The following is a 14472-nucleotide window of genomic DNA, read 5'->3' as shown; positions in this document are numbered from 1 at the left end:
AAAGTCAATCCGGTTTTTGCATCGCGGTGGGCCCGGCGTCCGTCTTTCGGGCGCGATAGTTGAAGATCAGGTCGGCGACGCCGAGTGCGGCGAAAAACAGGAGTGGCCACCCCAAAAATCCGAGGGTGAAATAGATGACCGACAGCACCAGGGCGCTCGAGCGCGAACCGCGCAGGTAGATATGCGCGACGGCGAGCCCTTGGAACGCAAGGAGCAATCCCATGGTCGTCGCCAGCACCAGTCCAATCGCGCCGGCGAGGCCATGGAAGAAGACCAGAGCGATTCCGCTCAGAAAGAGGCCGCCCACCGGCTTGGGCAGGCGGAATTCATTGGCGATGTCCGGCCAGGGGCGGCTGAGCAGCTTGGATGCTTGCGCAATCCTTGCGGCGAGCCACAAATTGATAACGTGGATCAGCAGGCCATAACCGGCAAGAAAGGCGGGGATGGCGCGCGCGACGGACCCCGAAAGCGTCGTCGGATCGATGCTATCGCCAAGGTCGCGCTCTTTCACCATCATGTCGAGCAGGATGAAAGCGCGCGCCCGGATCGGATTTAGCGCTTCGTCGAGCGACCCGAACGCGAGGGTGGCGACAATCAGCCAGAGAATGATCGCCGTCGCCAGAAAGGTCGCTGGCGCGAGCGCCGACCAGGCCGGCAGATAACGCGTCAGCCTGTTCCGGCCGCCGCGGGGCGCCCCGAGCGCCGCGTAGACAGCCGACCACGCCGGCGCAGCGATCAGCAGGGCATAGCCCATGCCGATCACCGGATGCGGCCAGAAAATCAGGATGATCGTGGCGAGGACTGCCGACGTTGCACCGTGGATCAGGCCAAAGGCGAAGGCGACGATCATAATCGGCAGCGGTGCCAGATGCGCCAAGAGGAGCCCGCCGACGCCGCCGCGCGCGACGACGGCGAAGATCACGGCCGCTGCGACGCCGCCGAGAATCGACACGGCGAAATTCGGCCAGGAGAGGGCGTTCTTGTCGGACAAAACTGGGTTCCGCTGACGGCGCGTCGCGCATTGGCGCATGACGCGAAAGGCGCCGGGACCGTCGACGCCCAAGGGTTTTAGGAGGTCGCAGCCCAAAGGGCAAGGCGGCGCAGCCGTTGGCAAATTTCCGGCAAATTTCGTGTCGTCGCGCCGCGCCTCTTACGTGCGCCTGCGCTCGAACAAATTGCGCGTGGGAAAGTTATTTCTCCAGACATCGAGGCGGGCGGCGGTTCGCCGGTCAGGAGAAAGACAAATGAAGCTCATCAGATACGCTTGGGCGGCGTTCCTCGCCGCCGGGCTGGGCTTGTGCTCTGCGACGGCCGGGCTGGCTCATCATCAGTTCCTCGTCGAGTCCTTCCCTGCCTCGAACCAGCGGGTAGTTAAGCCAGTGCGTCAAATCAAGCTTGTGTTTGAGGGGAAGGCTGACGCCGTCATCTCAACGATAACGCTCAAGAGCAGAAACGGCCTGGTGATCGCCAAAGCGACCCAGAAACAAGCCTCCAAAGAGTTGATCCTCGACACGCCGGTTCTGCAGCCAGGACTTTATGAAGTCGACTATCGAGTGCTCGCAACGGATGGAACGATCGTTGAGGGAGCGTTTCCCTTTATCGTCGAGCCTTCCCTCTCCGCCTGAGCAGGTTCTTCCCGATCAAATGATTCCATGGGACCGGGAAGCGCTCACGGCCGGCGCAACTCCGGTCCGGGACGTCTGGAGAGCGCCCGCCAGGCGCCGGTGAGGCCGAGGACGATAGTGACGGCGAGAGTGGCGAGCGAGATCAGCGCCGTGGTCCAGGGCAGGAAGGCGAAATCGATTTTCATGAGGATCGTCGTCATCGCGTAGGCGGCGGCGGATCCGGCGGCGACCGCGATCAGGGAGGCGGCAAGGCCGACCAGCCCAAATTCCAGAGCGTAGGCTGAGGCGAGCCAGAGGCGGGTCGCGCCGAGCGTCTTTAGCACCACCGAGTCATGCAGCCTTGCGCGCTGGCCGCTCGCGAGCGCGCTCGCAAGCGCCAGCACCGCCGTGACGATGGCGAGTCCGGCCGCGGCGCGCGCGGCCAGCGCCAACTGCCCGGCGATCTTGTCTATCGCGGCAAGCGCATCCTTGACCCGCACCGAAACGATGCTCGGAAAGCGTCTCGCCGCCTCGCGCGCGAGCCGCGCGTCTTTGGCGTCGCGGGCCGCCACGGATGGCGCGCCGTAAGCCACGGTGAAGAGCTCGGTGTAGGGCGCGCCGGCAAAAACATTGGGCGAAAACACCATGATGAAATTGATCGCGTAACTGCGCCAATCCACCCGGCGCATATTGGCGACCTGCGCTGTCACCTCCCTGCCGAGCACATTGACTCGAATCGAGTCTCCAACGGTCAGACCCAATCCTTCGGCGACCTTCTGCTCTAGTGATACGAGCGGCGGACCGACGTAATTCGCCGGCCACCATTCACCTTCGGCGAGCGCGGAGTTCGCCGGAATTGTGGGGGAAAACGTCACGCCGCGGTCGCCCTCTAGCGCCCATTTGGCGTCGTCCGCCACCGCGGTCTTGTCGATAGACGCGTCTTTCACGGCGACGATGCGGCCCCGCATCATCGGCACGTGTTCAATGCGGGCGCCGGGCGCTTCGGCAGAGAGGAAATCAACAAAAGCCTCAGTTTGCGCCTTCGGCACGTCGATGAAGAAGAAGTTGGGGATTTCTCCGGCGTCCGCCCGCGCCAACTCGTTGTGAATCGCGCCTTCAACCAGCGCGAGCGAAATGAGCAGCGTTTGCGTCAGGCCGATGGAGATCATCAGCGCCGGCGTCAGGCTTTTCGGCCGCCAGATGTTGGCGAGCGCGAATCGCAGCCGCGCGTCGCGCAAACGGGGAAGGCTGCGGGCCAGCCGCATGGCGACCCAGGCCGCGCCGCGTAGCAGGGCGAAGGCCGCGACAGCGGCGGCGACATAGGCAGCGCCGAGCTTCAGGTCAAAGGACGTGGCCATGACGAGGGCGGCGAGCGCAATCGCCGCGGCCCCTGCGCCAGCGCGGTAGCGTGCGAGAGTCGCGCCCCGCTGGTCGTCGCGCAGCAGCGCCGCTACGGGAACTTCATGCGCGCGGCCCAGAGGAACGAGTGCAAAGATCAGGACGACGAGCAGCCCGTACAGAGCCCCATAGAGCGCGCCTTGCGCGTCGAGCGACGCCGATACGGGGAGATCGGCGAGATCGCGCAGCGCTTGCGCCGCTCCCCAGGGAATCGCCCCGCCGACGACGAGTCCCAGCAGGATCGCCAAAGACGCCGCCGCCAAAACCTCAGCGAGGGCGATCTTGAAGACCCGAGAGCCCTCGGCGCCGAGCGCCTTGAGAATTGCGAATTGCGCGCGCTTGCGCTCGACGAAGCCCTGCACGGCGTTCGCGACGCCGGCGCCGCCGGCGACAAGGGCGGTGAGCGCGACGAGGGTGAGCAGTTGGGCGAACCGGTCGAGATTGCGCGAGAACTGCGGTGAGACGGCGTCACGCGTGCGCGCCTCCCATCCGGCTTGCGGAAAGGCGTTCGCGGCGTCGGCGGCGAACGCCTTGAGGTCGGCGTCGGCGCCCCCGTGCAGCGTGACGCGGATGACATGCCGCACGATGGAGCCCGGCGTCGCCAGTTCCGCGCCTGAGAGCGCGGCGCGCGTCATCATGACGCGCGGCCCAAAGCCAATTCCGCCCGCGAGCTTGTCGGGTTCGCTGCGCAGAATTGCGCGCAGCGTGAAGCGCGAAACGCCGATCATCACGGTCTCGCCGAGCTTGGCGTCGAGGCGCGCGAGCAGCATCGGATCGACCGCGACCCCTGGCAGCCCGTTTCGCACCTCCAGCGCCTCGGCCAAAGCCATGTCGGGATCGAGCGCGACCGCGCCGAAAGTTGGATAAGTCGCCGGATCGACGGCTTTGATCTCCACCAGCGCGGCCTCGCCGTCGTCGCGCCGGGCCATCGCCCGCATCAGCGAAATTTCGGAAAGCCGCCCGCGCGCCTCGAAGAAGGCGCGTTGCTCCGGCGAAAACTCCCGCGAGACGAGGCTGAAGGAGGCGTCGCCGCCCAATATCGTTCGGCCTTCCTTCGCGAGCCCCTGCGCCAGCGAGCGTGAAAGCCCGGACACGCCGGAGATCGCGGCGACGCCGATGACGATGCAGGCGATGAAGACGCCAAAGCCGCGCGGGTCGCCGAGCAGGTCGCGCAGGGCGAAGCGCAAGGCGAAGGGCAGGGCGACGAAGCGCACCGGCTTCATGACGGCGCCCGCTCGCTCGCCTCGATGCGGCCCGAGCGCAGCAGAACCCGTCGGCTGCAACGTGCGGCGAGCGCCGCATCATGGGTGACGAGCACGAGCGTCGCGCCGCGGCGCCGTTGTTGCGCGAAAATAAGTTCAATCACGGCGGCCCCGGTTTCCGAATCGAGATTGCCCGTGGGCTCGTCCGCCGCGAGAATCAGCGGGTCGGGCGCGAGCGCCCGGGCGAGCGCCACTCTCTGCTGCTCGCCTCCCGAAAGCTGAGCCGGGTAGTGGGACAGGCGTTCAGCGAGCCCGACCGCCGCAAGCTCGGCCTCGGCGCGTTCGAAAGCGTCTGATTTCCCGGCGAGTTCCAGCGGAATGGCGACATTCTCCAGCGCCGTCATGGTGGGGATCAACTGGAAAGACTGGAAGACGATCCCTATGTTTTCTCCGCGGAAACGCGCGAGCGCGTCTTCCGAAAGGGCGCCAAGATCGCGCCCGTCAATCCTGACGCTTCCGGCGTCCGGTCGCTCCAGTCCGGCGAGGGTCATGAGCAAAGTCGATTTGCCTGAGCCGGACGGTCCCAGAAGAGCGACAGTTTCGCCCTGGTCTACGTTCAGGCTGACGCTCTTGAGCACATGCACGCGGGCGGCGCCTTCGCCGAGCGTGAGATCGACGCCTTCAACTTCGATGACTTGTCGCAGCACGGAGTAAAACCTTGAATGATGCGCCGCATTCGACGCCCGCAGTCCAGTCGCCTTATTGCGCTTTCCGCCGTTCTCTCCAAGCCGCGGCTCTCGGGTCCTTGGCCCTTTTGACCATGGCGCTTACATCGGCGCGCGCCGAACCCGTGCGCATCCTGGCCTTTGGCGACAGCCTGACGGCGGGGCCCGGCATCGGCGCCGAAGATTCGCTTCCGGCGCAGCTCAAGAGACGGCTGAGCGACGACGGATATAATGTCGAGGTCGTCCAAGGGGGCGTTTCCGGCGACACGACGACGACCGGGCTCGCGCGCCTCGACTATACCCTCGGCGCCGGGCCATTCGACATCGCCGTCGTCGAGCTCGGCGCGAATGACATGCTGAACGGGCATGATCCAAAGATCACGCGCGCCAATCTCGATCGGATTCTTGCGACGTTAAAGCAGAAAGGCGTGCGCCCGGTGCTGACGGCGATGGTCTCGAGCGCGAATCACGGGCAAGCTTACAAGAAGGAATTCGATTCGGTTTATCCGGATCTTGCCGCCAAACATGAGGCGCCGCTCGTGCCCTTTATCTTGGAAGGCGTCTGGGGCTCGCCCGCGCTCCTCATCTCGGACGGCATTCATCCCAACGCCGCCGGCGTGGCGAAGATCGTCAAAAAAATCGCACCCTATGTTGAAAGAACGCTCGTTTCCATGGGGGCGAGTAGGACCTCGCGCGCGCAATGAGGCTGCGCGATCCCGCTTGGGGAGGATGTCATGCCCAGACTGTTTACGGCCCTGGAGATTCCCCGATCAATCGCCGAAAGCCTCGCGCGCCTGCGCGGCGGAATCCCCGGCGGCCGCTGGATCGACGTCGAGAATTATCATGTCACCTTGCGCTTCATCGGCGATGTTGACGACGCTTTCGCGCGCGACGCGGCGAATGCGCTCTCCTTTATCCGCCGTCCGGAAGTCACCGTCACCTTCGACCAGCTGACGTCGTTTGGCGGCGACAAGCCCCGCGCCATCGTCGCGCGCGCGCGGCTGGAGCCGACCCTCATGGACATGCAGGCGGAGCAGGAGCGGCTGTTGCGCCGGCTCGGCGCGCCGCCCGAGCCGCGCAAATTCATCCCGCATGTGACGCTCGCGCGTCTGCGCGGCGCCAGCGCCGGCGCTGTCGCCGCCTATCTCGGCGCGCGCGGCTATTTCCCGCCGCTGCGCTTCACCGCGGAGCGCTTCGTGCTCTATTCGTCGCGCGATTCCGTGGGGGGCGGCCCCTACATCGTCGAGGCGGAATATCCGCTGCTTGTGGCGCCGCAAGCGCTGACAGGAACGGCGGGAGGTTAGGCGCACGCAGAAACGGGTAAACAATTGCAGGAGATTAAGAGCCGCTTAATATGCTCGCGAATGAAAGATCGCCGATTTGGCCGAGGCGCCTGAAAGTCCGATCCTGCAGCTGCTTCGCGACATGCGCGCGGAAATGGCCACAAAGAATGACCTGGCGGAGATAGCTGCCCAGTCGCGCTCCTTGCGCGCCGATGTCGCTTCGGATCTGATGTCGCTCGACGCCAAAGTCGATGCAACCCGCAAGGATTTAAGCGAGCAGATCGTGGGATTGCGCCGAGCGGTGATCGAATATCATACGTCCGCGATCGGCCACGGCGTCCTTATCAGCGAACTTGAAGCGCGTCTTCGGCGGGTCGAGCAGCATCTCAACCTTGAACGGGACACTCTTTAGATTCGGCCGGAGGATACGGCGTCCTTCATTCCTGCGCCGACGCCATAGGTTGGGCGTTTGCACGGCCCTTCTCGACGATTTCCGCGAGCGACGGGTCTTTCGCGAGCGCTTCGGCGATCAGTCGGTCGGACGCCGCCTCGATCTCCGTCGAGAGCTTGTCGAAAAAAGCGCGCGGCTCCATGCCGGGCGCGATCAAGGGCAGGAACTCGATCACGACGGTTCCCGGCCGGACGAGGAACGAGCGGCGCGGCCAAAACAGTCCGGAATTCACCGCCACGGGCAACACTGGCGTTTCGGTCGCTGAATAAAGATGGGCGATGCCGAACTTATATTGCGGCGGCGCGCCGGCCGGGCGACGCGTGCCTTCGGGAAAAATGAAGAGCTGCCGTCCCTGGGCGAAAATCTTCTTGGATTTGGCGATCAGCTGCGGCAGCAGCTTGCCGCCCTTAGCGCGATCGATGGCGATTTGCTCGGCCGCCAGCAAATACCAGCCGAAAAAAGGCAGCCAGATCAGTTCGTGCTTCAAGATGTAGCTGAAGTCGGGAAATCTGATCGGCAGAACGAAGGTTTCCCAGATCGACTGATGTTTGCAGGCGACGATCACTGCGCCTTTCGGGATATTCTCGAGACCCCGCCAGTCGATCTTCGCGCCGCAGATTTTGTCGAGCAGCCAGAGAGTCGTGCGCCCCCAGGTGCGTCCAAGCTCCTGGTTGATCTGGCGCCGCATCATCAGGCCCGGCAGCCAAATGATCATGAGCGTGAACATGTTCAAGAAGAACACGATCTGGAAAATGAGGGAGCGCAGGAGGAGCATGGGCGAGATCTGGGCGAAGGAGGCGTGGCGCGCTTTTACGGCGCCAGGAGGCGTTGGAACAAGCTCTCACTCAGATGCGACGCTGTGGCGAAGCTGCGGGAGAGGCTCCGACTCCTCGTATCTCCTGAAAAGCTTGGTGCGCAGCAGAGATCCGACGTATTTCACATATTCCTTGCCGACAAAACGGGCGACGCGCAAATCGCTGATCCAGTCGGCGACGTCGATATGTTCGCTGACGACCGGAAAGGGATAGAGCTCGACATTCGGCAAGGCGGCTGAGATTTCGACCAGCGCACGCGGCATGTGGTAGTTCGACGTGACGATAATGAGCGTGCGGGTGATGTTGTGCTCGCGCGCCCAATCGCGCGTCTCTTTGGCGTTGCCGGCGGTGTCGAGCGCCTGATAGCCGAGATCGACGCAGCAGTCGAAGAGCTCGCGCGACATGGGGAGTATTTTCGCGAGCAAGGAGCTGCGGGTAGAGGGATTGACGCCGGTGATCAGCATGCGTCGCGCCTGGCCGCTGGCGAGAAGGGTCGCCGCGTCGAGCACGCGATCCGAGCCGCCAGTCAGCGCGACGACGCCTTCCGCCTGCACCGGAATGGAGAACTCCTCGCGCGGCAGCGACAGCGCGAAGCCGACAAAACCCAACAGGAGCGCCGCGGCGAGAAAGGCGCAGCCGGCGAGGATCGCGCACGCGGCCCTACGGACGGCGCTACCCATTCTTCACTCCCTGGCGTGCGGAGGTCGTCAATCTTGGGGTCCTTCGCCCATGCTTCCTGCCCAGAACGCGCGAGGCGCGATTCTGACGCGACTATAGGGCTATTTCTGCGCCGATGTTATCGGGGCGGCTGTTTTGGGTGAATGCGCTTAACCGAGCCGCTGCAGGTGGCGCAGCACAATGAACTGCGAGAGATAGCCGGTCAGCGCGGCGACGCCGCCCGCGAGCAGAACGATGACGACAAAGCCGCTCGGGCCAATCGTGAAATCGCCGAACAGGGCCTCCATCTGATCGCCGCCGCCGGTCGCGCGCCACCGCTGCGCCAAGAACTGCGCCAGGGCGAAAAAGGCGATCGCGCCGCCGCCGCCGATCAGCGCGCCGCGAAATCCCAACGCCATGAAGCGATGCTGAAATTCTCGCGAGATGAACGAGTCGGCGGCTCCGACGATATGGAGCACTTCCACGATCTCGCGGTTAGTCGCCACCGCGGCGCGGGTGGCTGAGGCCACGGCGACGGCCATGGCCGCCAGGATCAAAACGAAGATGAGGGCGGCTATGGCCACGGCTGCGCGCGCCATATCGCCGAGACGCTCGATGAAGACATGATGGTCGTCGAGCACGGCGTTAGGAACGGCGCGCTCGAGCTCCACGCGCAACTTGTCGAGATCCGCCCGACTATCCGCGTCGAGCTTCAGCACGATCATGCGCGGCGTGGGCAATTCAGAGAGATCCAGACCCTCGCCGAGCCACGGCGTCAGCAGCGCCTCGGATTCCGACTTGGCGTAGACCCGCGCTTCCCGCACGCCGGGCGTTCGCCGCATCGCCTCCGCCGCCTCCTTAACATCGGCCTCGACGTTGCGGCCGGGGACCGGACGCACCTGCACGGTCGCTTCGCGCGCGACGTCGCTGCGCCATTCGACGCTCGCATCGGCGACCAGAATGGCGACGTTAGCGGCGAGCGCGGCGAGAAACGTCATGATCGCGATGACGATGACGAGCGAGCGGCCGGCGACGGAATCGGCGGGGACCAGCGCGCTCTGCGCTGGAATCTCTTCGGCGTCTTCATCGACGTCAGACGCGGCCGGGCGAATCGAGGACCAAAATCGCATCAGGGCCATCGTCTGCTCATTCGAAGATGTGAAGCCGGCCGTCGGCAAGCACAAGACGCCGCGCATCTTCATACTGGTCCATGAGGCTTAAGTCATGAGTGGCGATGATGACGGCGGTTCCGGATCGGTGGAGCTCTATAAAGAGGCGCAGGATCCGGCGCGCGAGCGTCGGGTCGACATTGCCCGTCGGCTCGTCGGCAAGCAGCAGTTTGGGTTGCGAAATCAGCGCGCGGGCGATCGCCGCGCGCTGCTTCTCGCCGCCCGAAAGGACCGTCGGGAAGGCATGCGCGCGTTCGCCGAGACCCACCCAGCGCAACAGTTCGAGCACCTCGGCGCGATAGGTCGACTCTTCGCGCCCGAGCACGCGCAAGGGCAGGGCGACGTTCTCGTAAAGCGTCAGATGATCCAGAAGGCGGAAGTCCTGGAAGACGACGCCGATTTTGCGGCGCGTCTCGGCGACGTCTTCATTGCTGAGCGCCGCCGTGTCCTTGCCGAAGATATTGATCAACCCGCGCGTCGGCCGCAGCGCCATGATGATCAATCGCATCAGGGTGGTCTTGCCTGCGCCTGACGGGCCGGTCAGGAACTGGAAAGAACGCGGTTCGATCTGGAAATTCACGTCTCGGAGCGTTTCGGCGCCGACGCCATAGCGCAAGCCGACATTCTCAAAGGTCAACACGACGCCGTCTTCTCCCCAAAGATGGCCCCAACGGCGGGGGTTCGATTGACGCTCGGGACGGATGCACGATTCGCGACAATAGCAGTTCAGCCCTGCTTAGCCATCATCACTCTTAACGATGTCTTGTCTCGGAACTTCTATGCATGCGACGGCGCTTTGCGCCGCCGCCATCACCCGCCTGACCCGTCACCGATCTTGCAGAGGCAATACGAAGCTGAAGATGGTTCCGCCCCCGGGGTTAGGCTCCGCCCAGATCTTCCCATTATGCGCTTCGATGATCGAGCGCGAAATGGAGAGGCCGACCCCCAGACCGTGCGGCTTCGTCGTCGTGAACTGCTCGAAGAGCCTTTCTTTGATCTCCTGGGGCAATCCAGGACCGGTGTCCGTGACATCGGCGCGAATGAGATTGCCTTCAATCAGGCGAGTCGACACCCTCATCTCGCGTCGCTCGCAGTTCTGCATCGCCTCGACGGCGTTACGCTTAAGATTGACGACGACCTGCTGAATCTGAACTTTGTTGATCACCACCGTGTCCGGCGACGCTTCGAGGTCGATTGCCGTTTGGACATGATGTTCCTTGGCGAGCGCATCGGTGAACTCGCAGGCGGTTCGGATGACGGCGTTCAGATTTTGGGGAGCTTTTGAGGTCTCTCCGCGCGCGATGAACTGGCGCAGATTGTCCATAATTTCGGCGACGCGGAAGACTTGCGCATCGGCGTTGTCCAACATCTCCTCGACCTTCTCGATCGAGAGGTCTTTTTCGTTCAAATGCCGACGCGCGAAATTGAGATAGGCGCCGATCGCCGTCAAAGGCTGCTTGAGCTCATGCGCCAATCCGGTCGCCATATTCTCAATCAACTCAAGGCGATTCGCCTGAAGTTCCTGAACCCCCTGCTCGAAGCGGCGCCTGGAGCTGAGATCGCGCATCAAAGCGATAAAAAGCCGCTCCCCGTCGCAGGCGACTTCGCTGACGACAAGCTCCACAGGGAAGACGGAGCCGTCCTCTCGCAAGCCTTCGATCTGTCGGCGAATGCTTGGCGTTCCCCGCCGCAGATAGTCGCGGTGGCGCTGGTTCGCCTCTGGCGTCAGCATGCCGAAATCCCGCCCGACAATGTCGCCAGGCGCATAGCCGAAGAGCGACGCCGCCTCCGCGCTGATCGAGCGCACCACGCCGTGCTCGTCGAGCGCAATGATTCCGTCGAAGGCGGCGTTCATCATCGCCGGCAGATCAGGGCGTTCTTCGCCTTCCGCTACGCTTGGCGCGAGTGGGGAGTCTCGAAGGCTGAGGGAACGCATACGTTTTCCCCCGGGGGCGCCCGGCACGCGCCGCTCGCAGCCCCAACTCGCGGTAGCTAGGCGCTGGCGAGACGAGTTCAACCCCATACCCCCGTCCCAGGCGCATTTTCAACCGCCGAGAAATGGCCTAAGCAGACGCCATGTCGCCGACACAAGCCCCAGCGCCGCTGTTCTTTCTCAACGCACGGCTTGTCGATCCGGGCTCGGGTCGCGAAATGCGCGGCGGCCTCGTGACGCTCGACGGACTCGTCGCCGAGGTCGGCGAATCCGTTCGCCAGGGCGACGCTCCCGAAGGCGCGCGGGTCATCGATTGCGCCGGCGACGTCGTCGCGCCGGGCCTCATCGACATGCAGGCCTTTGTCGGCGAGCCGGGGGCGGAGCATCGCGAAACCATCGCCAGCGCCACTCTCGCCGCTGCGGCGGGCGGCGTGACGACAATCGTGTCAACTGCGGCGACGGCGCCGCCCGTCGACGATCCCGCCGTCGTCGATTTCGTTCTGCGCCGCGCGCGCGACACCGGGCGCGTCCGCGTCGCGCCGATGGCGGCGCTGACCCGCGGCCGCGAGGGCAGGGAAATCGCCGAGCTGGGCCTGCTGCAGCAGGCCGGCGCGATCGCTTTCTGCGACGGCGCGCGCTCCGTGCGAAGCGCGCTGGTCATGCGACGCGCGCTCACCTACGCGCGTGATTTTGATGCGCTCGTCATTCATTTCGCCGAAGACCCGGATCTTTCCGTCGGGGTCATGAACGAAGGCGAATTTGCGCACCGGCTCGGCCTCGCTGGCGCGCCGCGCGAAGCAGAGGCGATCATGCTCGACCGCGACTTGAGGCTCGTCGCGCTGACGGGCGCGAGGTATCACGCTGCGATCGTGACGACGACGCTATCGTTGGACGCGTTGCGCAGAGCCAAGGACGAGGGCTTGGCCGTCACCTGCGGGACTTCGATCAATCATCTGACGCTGAACGAGAACGATATCGGCGACTATCGCACCTTCCTCAAGCTCAGGCCGCCGTTGCGCCATGAGGATGAACGTAAGGCGCTCGTTCGCGCGCTCGGCGAAGGTCTGCTCGACGTCATCGTATCCGACCATGATCCGCAGGACGTCGAAACCAAACGGTTGCCTTTCGCCGAAGCCGAATATGGGGCGATCGGCGTCGAGACGATGCTCGCCGCGGGGCTTCGGCTCGTGCATTCGGGCGACGTCACGCTGATCCGCCTGCTCGAGGCGATGACGTCGCGCCCGGCGGAAATTCTAGGGCTGCGGCGGGGCAGGCTCCAAAAAGGGGCCCCCGCGGACATCATACGCTTCGACCCAGACGCGCCCTTCGTCGTCGATCCCGCAACGCTGCACTCGCGATCCAAAAACACGCCTTTCGACGGCGCGTTATTGCAGGGCGTCGTTAGGACGACCGTTGTCGCGGGGACAGTCGTCTACGAGGAATAAGGCCGCGACAGCGCTTTGCGCTTGTCGCCGGCCAGAATCAGCGGACGTGTCGGCTCGACGACCGGACGGCTTCCGCGATCATCAGCAGAAACGGCGCGCCCAGGATCCAGGCGGGAACGAACCAGCCATAGCTATCAGTCATGACATTCTCCTTGGTCGAATCCCCAGCTCGCCTTCAACCGCGGCGACCGTCCGAGGTTCCGTCTGGCGCCCTTTTTTTGCCCGTCGCAGTTCCTCATCCCAATGCGGCAGCGAATCTGTGTCGCGCCTTCAGCGCCTGCATACTGAGCCAGACCGCAGCTCCAACCCTAATGAAATGAGCAAGTAGCAAGTTAAAGTTCGCCATTAAGATGAAGACGTCGAGCGCGCGCACGATCCTGTCCGGATCGGTAATCGCGATTCCCGGCGGCTGGGAAACGGTTTTGGCGACAAGCAGCGCGATGCTCAAGCCGGAGCCGATGAATGAGACCACCGAGCCGAGCGCATTGACGAGTGAACCGGCCCCCAAAAACCACAGCGCCGCGGACTGGTCGGCGCCGAGCACGCTGGCCGGATCGCGCATCAGCCTGCCGGAGGCGATCGTCGAAAATAGATCCAGGAACAGTGAAGCAAACAAGAGTCCCAGTCCGAAATATCCCCAATGAATGGGATCGCTGACCCAGACGGTGGAACTGATGGATTGGCCAACCGCGCCAAACGCAAGGAGCGGGGTGGTCAGGAACGCCAGGACGAAATCCAGCCAAAATCCGATCCAACCCATGAGGCGGATGCGACGGCCAAGATCCTGCCCGATCAGAACCGATTCCGGCGAGAGCGCCAACGCCATCCTTGGCGGCGCGGCGGCGACAAGCGCCGTCGACGTCGTGCGCCGCGCCGGTCCGGCCAAAGCGACGAAGCCGAGATAGGCGATCAATCCGGCCGGGAGCGCGAAGGCGGCGATCCGGTTCAGTGCGCGTGCGACCTCGGCGAAGCCAGGATCCGCGAGACCCGGCGATCCGGCCGAGATCCCCACGACGTCAAACGAAGCGCCGCTGAAAATCGCTTCGAATCCGCTGCTGACGATGAGCAGGCCCGCGAACGCATAGACGAATTGGCGCAGCGGATAGGCGGCGACGCGCCTCCAGGCCGCGCCGACCCCGAAAGGGTAGTTCGGAAACCAGCTGGGCCAGATACTGAGCGGCGAGCAGGATGACGACGAGCGCGGCGAAGTTCAGCGCCAGATTTGTGAGCGGGCCGCCGATCGACGGCTCCCAGAGTCGCACACCCCAAGCGACGAGGGTGAGCAGGGCGAAGAGGGCGGCGAAGGCCCAATCGACCGGATCATCGAAGAAGTCGTAGCGCAATTTTCAAAGCCGCATTTAGGCCCCACCACAACCAGTTGGCGCGCGCGGCGGCGATTTCAACGCGCAGCGCTTTAGTCGCGGGCCATCGGCATCGCCCGGCGCTTGAACAAACGCCAAATAAGGCGAAGACTCCTGCGATGATGCTCCTGGGAAGGCTATCAGCGACTCTTGAGGAATGCGTGAGCCGCCTTATGAACATACGACTGCTTCTAAGAATTAAAGGGCTCTAAGAATTAGGAGTGAATTTATGAAAGCGCTTTTCGCCACACACTGCGCCGGAGCCTAAATCCGAGATCAAAAGACACATGGAATTCCCAGCCAAGGGAAGTCCGGCGTTCCAGGGCAAGGAGCAAACGAAATAGAGGCAGGCGCATGTTCGCAGCGTGTGTCACGCCATCATGTCCGCGCAACGCCAAACGGCCGGTGACTCGGCTAGGGTCCGCATTC

The 14472-nt window shown here is 64.0% G+C and carries 15 protein-coding genes; 5 read left to right on the top strand and 10 right to left on the bottom strand.

Translation table 11 applies throughout. The features are described from left to right. Positions 1 to 4: 4 nt before the first annotated feature. A complete protein-coding gene (locus A3OO_RS0113580; RefSeq protein WP_156824824.1) occupies positions 5 to 991 on the bottom strand; it encodes a DUF2232 domain-containing protein in 987 nt (328 codons plus the stop codon). Positions 992 to 1244: 253 nt separating this feature from the next. Between A3OO_RS0113580 and A3OO_RS0113575 the strand changes: the two genes are divergently transcribed. Then, a complete protein-coding gene (locus A3OO_RS0113575) occupies positions 1245 to 1625 on the top strand; it encodes a copper resistance CopC family protein (protein ID WP_018408384.1) in 381 nt (126 codons plus the stop codon). Positions 1626 to 1669: 44 nt separating this feature from the next. Here the strand turns inward: A3OO_RS0113575 and A3OO_RS0113570 are convergent, their stop codons facing one another. Then, positions 1670 to 4225 carry an ABC transporter permease gene (locus A3OO_RS0113570; RefSeq protein ID WP_018408383.1) on the bottom strand — a complete coding sequence of 852 codons (2556 nt, stop codon included), beginning with the start codon at positions 4223 to 4225 and terminating at the stop codon, positions 1670 to 1672. Then, positions 4222 to 4911 carry an ABC transporter ATP-binding protein gene (locus A3OO_RS0113565; protein ID WP_018408382.1) on the bottom strand — a complete coding sequence of 230 codons (690 nt, stop codon included), beginning with the start codon at positions 4909 to 4911 and terminating at the stop codon, positions 4222 to 4224. The genes A3OO_RS0113570 and A3OO_RS0113565 overlap by 4 nt, the downstream gene beginning before the upstream one ends. A 113-nt stretch (positions 4912 to 5024) precedes the next feature. Between A3OO_RS0113565 and A3OO_RS0113560 the strand changes: the two genes are divergently transcribed. The 3 genes from A3OO_RS0113560 (at position 5025) to A3OO_RS0113550 (ending at position 6624) form a co-directional block, all read left to right on the top strand. Beyond that, on the top strand, positions 5025 to 5633 hold the full coding sequence (locus A3OO_RS0113560) for an arylesterase (RefSeq protein ID WP_245257156.1): 609 nt from the start codon (positions 5025 to 5027) through the stop codon (positions 5631 to 5633). A 30-nt stretch (positions 5634 to 5663) separates the two neighbouring features. Next, positions 5664 to 6233, top strand: a complete 570-nt coding sequence (thpR, locus tag A3OO_RS0113555) for an RNA 2',3'-cyclic phosphodiesterase (RefSeq protein ID WP_018408380.1) — start codon at positions 5664 to 5666, stop codon at positions 6231 to 6233. Positions 6234 to 6309: 76 nt separating this feature from the next. Then, complete coding sequence (locus A3OO_RS0113550; RefSeq protein WP_018408379.1) at positions 6310 to 6624, top strand: hypothetical protein; 315 nt, start codon at positions 6310 to 6312, stop codon at positions 6622 to 6624. 25 nt (positions 6625 to 6649) lie between these two features. Here A3OO_RS0113550 and A3OO_RS0113545 read toward each other — a convergent pair whose 3' ends face one another. From A3OO_RS0113545 to A3OO_RS0113525, 5 genes are all read right to left on the bottom strand, one after another. Next, the gene (locus tag A3OO_RS0113545) at positions 6650 to 7438 is read right to left on the bottom strand and encodes a lysophospholipid acyltransferase family protein (RefSeq protein ID WP_018408378.1); all 789 of its coding nucleotides are present in this window, start codon (positions 7436 to 7438) and stop codon (positions 6650 to 6652) included. A gap of 66 nt (positions 7439 to 7504) precedes the next feature. Then, positions 7505 to 8158: a YdcF family protein gene (locus tag A3OO_RS0113540; RefSeq protein WP_018408377.1), complete on the bottom strand. Its 654-nt coding sequence runs from the start codon at positions 8156 to 8158 to the stop codon at positions 7505 to 7507. Positions 8159 to 8305: 147 nt separating this feature from the next. Further along, complete coding sequence (locus A3OO_RS0113535; RefSeq protein WP_040573891.1) at positions 8306 to 9265, bottom strand: cell division protein FtsX; 960 nt, start codon at positions 9263 to 9265, stop codon at positions 8306 to 8308. Between the two features lie 16 nt (positions 9266 to 9281). Further along, positions 9282 to 9944 (bottom strand): cell division ATP-binding protein FtsE, encoded by a 663-nt coding sequence (ftsE, locus tag A3OO_RS0113530; RefSeq protein ID WP_018408375.1) that lies wholly within the window; start codon positions 9942 to 9944, stop codon positions 9282 to 9284. Positions 9945 to 10130: 186 nt separating this feature from the next. Further along, positions 10131 to 11240: a two-component system sensor histidine kinase NtrB gene (locus tag A3OO_RS0113525; protein WP_026222970.1), complete on the bottom strand. Its 1110-nt coding sequence runs from the start codon at positions 11238 to 11240 to the stop codon at positions 10131 to 10133. 140 nt (positions 11241 to 11380) lie between these two features. Between A3OO_RS0113525 and pyrC the strand changes: the two genes are divergently transcribed. Continuing rightward, positions 11381 to 12682, top strand: coding sequence for a dihydroorotase (gene pyrC, locus A3OO_RS0113520; RefSeq protein ID WP_018408373.1), 1302 nt, complete (start codon positions 11381 to 11383; stop codon positions 12680 to 12682). Between the two features lie 235 nt (positions 12683 to 12917). Here the strand turns inward: pyrC and A3OO_RS21705 are convergent, their stop codons facing one another. Together A3OO_RS21705 and A3OO_RS0113505 are read right to left on the bottom strand one after the other, a co-directional pair. Continuing rightward, entirely contained in the window at positions 12918 to 13694 is a 777-nt protein-coding gene (locus A3OO_RS21705) for a DUF3611 family protein (protein WP_018408371.1), read from the bottom strand. Between the two features lie 4 nt (positions 13695 to 13698). Then, positions 13699 to 14025, bottom strand: a complete 327-nt coding sequence (locus tag A3OO_RS0113505; RefSeq protein ID WP_018408370.1) for a hypothetical protein — start codon at positions 14023 to 14025, stop codon at positions 13699 to 13701. Positions 14026 to 14472 lie beyond the last annotated feature (447 nt).

The sequence above is a fragment of the Methylocystis rosea SV97 genome (assembly GCF_000372845.1).
GTDB classification, from domain to species: Bacteria; Pseudomonadota; Alphaproteobacteria; order Rhizobiales; family Beijerinckiaceae; genus Methylocystis; species Methylocystis rosea.
This window is presented reverse-complemented; position numbering and strand designations above follow the sequence as displayed.